4 protein-coding genes and 1 tRNA gene are annotated in these 3329 nt (G+C 57.6%); 2 read left to right on the top strand and 3 right to left on the bottom strand.

The features are described from left to right. Positions 1-98: 98 nt before the first annotated feature. Complete coding sequence (gene galU / locus AC1D1X_RS19055; protein ID WP_477671236.1) at positions 99-1019, top strand: UTP--glucose-1-phosphate uridylyltransferase GalU; 921 nt, start codon at positions 99-101, stop codon at positions 1017-1019. A gap of 18 nt (positions 1020-1037) precedes the next feature. On the opposite strand, the gene AC1D1X_RS19050 is transcribed toward galU, so the two are convergent. From AC1D1X_RS19050 to cysM, 3 genes are all read right to left on the bottom strand, one after another. Next, complete coding sequence (locus tag AC1D1X_RS19050) at positions 1038-1265, bottom strand: sulfurtransferase TusA family protein (protein ID WP_007867181.1); 228 nt, start codon at positions 1263-1265, stop codon at positions 1038-1040. A 67-nt stretch (positions 1266-1332) separates the two neighbouring features. Further along, positions 1333-1899 (bottom strand): NUDIX hydrolase, encoded by a 567-nt coding sequence (locus AC1D1X_RS19045; RefSeq protein ID WP_477671235.1) that lies wholly within the window; start codon positions 1897-1899, stop codon positions 1333-1335. Between the two features lie 115 nt (positions 1900-2014). Further along, positions 2015-2917, bottom strand: a complete 903-nt coding sequence (gene cysM, locus AC1D1X_RS19040) for a cysteine synthase CysM (RefSeq protein ID WP_477698898.1) — start codon at positions 2915-2917, stop codon at positions 2015-2017. Between the two features lie 39 nt (positions 2918-2956). Here cysM and AC1D1X_RS19035 point away from each other — a divergent pair. Beyond that, positions 2957-3041: transfer RNA gene (locus AC1D1X_RS19035), tRNA-Leu, on the top strand. Positions 3042-3329 lie beyond the last annotated feature (288 nt).

Genomic DNA, 3329 nt, shown 5'->3' with positions numbered 1-3329 from the left:
CTCGATTGCGTGCTGTGCTCACGCAGATTCGGGCATTTGTCCGACCCACGCGCTGTACCAACAACGCAACACTTTAGGCTTTTATTCGGTCAAAGTCGATGCAAAAATTTACATTAAATAAAGCCGTTTTCCCGGTTGCTGGTCTCGGCACCCGTTTTCTGCCAGCCACCAAGGCCCAACCCAAGGAAATGCTCCCTGTGGTGGACAAACCGTTGATCCAATACGCAGTGGAAGAAGCCTACGCCGCAGGCATCCGACACATGATTTTTGTTACTGGACGCAATAAACGGGCCATCGAAGATCACTTCGATACTGCTTATGAACTAGAGAACGAACTTGAAGTAGCCCAAAAGCACGCACTGCTATCGCTGGTGCGCTCAGTCCAGCCGGACGACATGAATTTTTCTTATGTGCGCCAGCCCCGGTCCCTGGGTTTGGGCCATGCAGTGCTCTGCGCCGAGCACCTGGTGGGCCAGGAGGCTTTTGCCGTGTTGCTGGCCGACGACTTGATGGTCGGCCCGAAAGGCGGCCAGCCGGTGCTGGCCCAGATGGCGGCGCAATTTGCCGAGGTCCAGCAATCCATTTTGGCGGTGCAAGAGGTCCCCCTCGATCAAACCCGCCGTTACGGCATCGTAGCCACGGAAGGCGCCAGCACCGGCCTGATGAAAGTCAAAAGGATTGTCGAAAAACCGGCGCCGGAAGTGGCACCTTCACGCATGGGTGTGGCCGGACGCTACATCCTGACGCCCGCGATTTTTGAGCACATCCGAAAGCAGACTTCCGGCGTGGGTGGCGAGCTGCAGCTCACCGACGGCATATCAAGCCTGCTGGGCCAGGAGAGCGTGTATGCCTTCCAATACGAAGGCAAACGCTATGACTGCGGGAGTAAGGAAGGTTTCCTGGAAGCAACCGTAGAGCTGGCGCTGGAGCACCCTGAAGTGGGCGTGTATTTCCGGAATTACCTGGACAACCTGCAAATTGGCTGGTCGGGCCGTGAACGTCGCAAACAGGTGGCCTGATAACAGCCTGTTACAGAATCAGCGCCGCTTTAAAACGTGAATAAAGTCACTACCGGCAACCTGTTGCTCGACCAGTTCGTTGCCGGTTTGTTTGGCAAATGCCTGGAAATCACGGGTAGAGCCGGCGTCGGTTGACACCACACGCAGCAGCTGGCCGCTGAGCATTTCCGTCAGCGCTTTTTTGGCTTTCAGGATGGGCAGYGGGCAATTGAGGCCGCGGGTGTCGAGTTCTTTGTCGATGTTCATGAAAATCCTTGGGTTGCCGCGATTTTAAGCAAAGCGCAAAGCCCCTTCTGCCCGGCAATATCCGGTTTTACCCGGCCTTGCTGTCGCCGTCCGGTTCCACTTTGCTCAGCACGGTAGCCCAATCCACAAACTCAGGCTCATGGCCGCGCGTACGCAGCCAGTCGGCCAGCGCGTAACCTGTGCCCGCAGGCCAGCATTTGAGCTTGTCCAGGTCGTAGAGCCGGTAGTCCACCAGTTCTGGCGACAGGCTGACCTCCCCCGTGCAGACCGCATGGTAGGCAATGATGATCTGGTTCATGCGCTGGAAGTCATAGACGCCGATCAGGTCCAGCGAGGTGGCGTCCAGGCTGGTTTCTTCCTTGATTTCACGGGCTATGCCGCCTTGTGGCGTTTCCCCGGCTTCCATGAAACCCGTGATGAGCGCGTACATCTTGCCGGGCCAGGCGGCATTGCGGGCCAGCAAAACCTGGCCGTTGTACTCAATCACGGCTGCCAGCACGGGCGTAGGGTTGTTCCAGTGGGTATAGCCGCAGGCCGGGCAACGCAGCCGGGCCTTCTCGCCGCCGTCTTCCATCTGCGACACCATGGCCAGCGGCGTCGCGCAGTTGGGGCAAAACCTGAATTCGTGGGTCATGGTGAAAAAAGGAAGAGAAAAGAGGATATTGAGGAAAGAAGCCCGCTATCGTTTTAATAGCTGCTTGCGCTCGTCACATATGGGTCAAAGCCCATTTTGATCTCAAAAAAATGGCTCAAGCCGGAAATACGCCGGTAGACAGATAGCGGTCGCCGCGGTCACAAACGACAAAGACAATCACGGCGTCTTTCACGGTTTTGGCGATTTCCTGTGCCACCCAGCAGGCTCCGGCCGCCGAGATGCCGGCAAAAATGCCCTCTTCCCGCGCCATGCGCCGGCACATGTCCTCAGCGTCAGCCTGGCTCACCAGTACCAGTTCATCGACCTGGCGGGGGTCGTAGATCTTGGGCAAGTACTCTTGTGGCCATTTGCGTATGCCGGGAATGCGCGAGCCCTCGCTGGGCTGGGCGCCGATGACCTTGATCRCCGGGTTTTTCTCTTTCAGATAGCGGGAAACACCGGTAATCGTGCCGGTTGTGCCCATTGCACTGACAAAATGTGTCACTTTGCCTGACGTATCTGTCCATATTTCAGGGCCGGTGGTCTCGTAATGGATGCGCGGATTGTCCGGATTGGCGAACTGGTCCAGCACCCGGCCCTTGCCTTCTTTTTGCATCTGGTCGGCCAGGTCGCGGGAATATTCAATCCCGGCGCTTTTCGGTGTCAGGATCAATTCGGCGCCAAAAGCCTTCATGGTCTGGGCGCGTTCGATGCTCAGGTCCTCCGGCATGATCAGGACCATCTTGTAGCCCTTGATCGCCGCGGCCATGGCCAGTGCAATGCCCGTGTTGCCGGAAGTGGCTTCAATCAGCGTGTCGCCGGGTTTGATGTCGCCGCGCTCTTCCGCGCGCTTGATCATCGACAGCGCCGGGCGGTCTTTCACGGAACCTGCGGGGTTGTTTCCTTCGAGCTTGCCCAGGATGACGTTGCCGCGGGCGGCGTTTTCGACGGCGTAAATGCGTTGCAGCGCGACCAGAGGCGTTTTGCCAATCGCGTCTTCAATGGTTGGATAGTTCATGGCCACACTGTGCCATAATTTGAGGCTTCGCTCCTCGCAGCCCGGGTGGTGAAATTGGTAGACGCAGGGGACTCAAAATCCCCCGCCGCAAGGCGTGCCGGTTCGATTCCGGCCCCGGGCACCACATCCCGAAAAGCCGGACGGTTTCAGACCGATCCGGCTTTTTCTTTTGTCAGACGCAGTTGTGCGTGCGGCTTCACATACACACGCGCCCTCCACGCGACACGCGGTGGGCAAAAAGCGGGAAGAGCCTACAGCGCCTGCCGGACTGCGCTCAACTTCCCAAAGAACATTTGCCGCAGTGTCCAGCAGAAGCTTTTCCAACATTTTTTCACCTCGAGATTCGGTGCCAATCTCCAGTGCAAAAACACCGGCAACGGCGCGTGGCGTGAATATACTTAAACCATCATCC

It is taken from the genome of Polaromonas sp. P1_G4, assembly GCF_056405475.1.
Note: the sequence above shows the minus strand (reverse complement) of the source record. Positions and strands in the feature narration are given on the sequence as shown.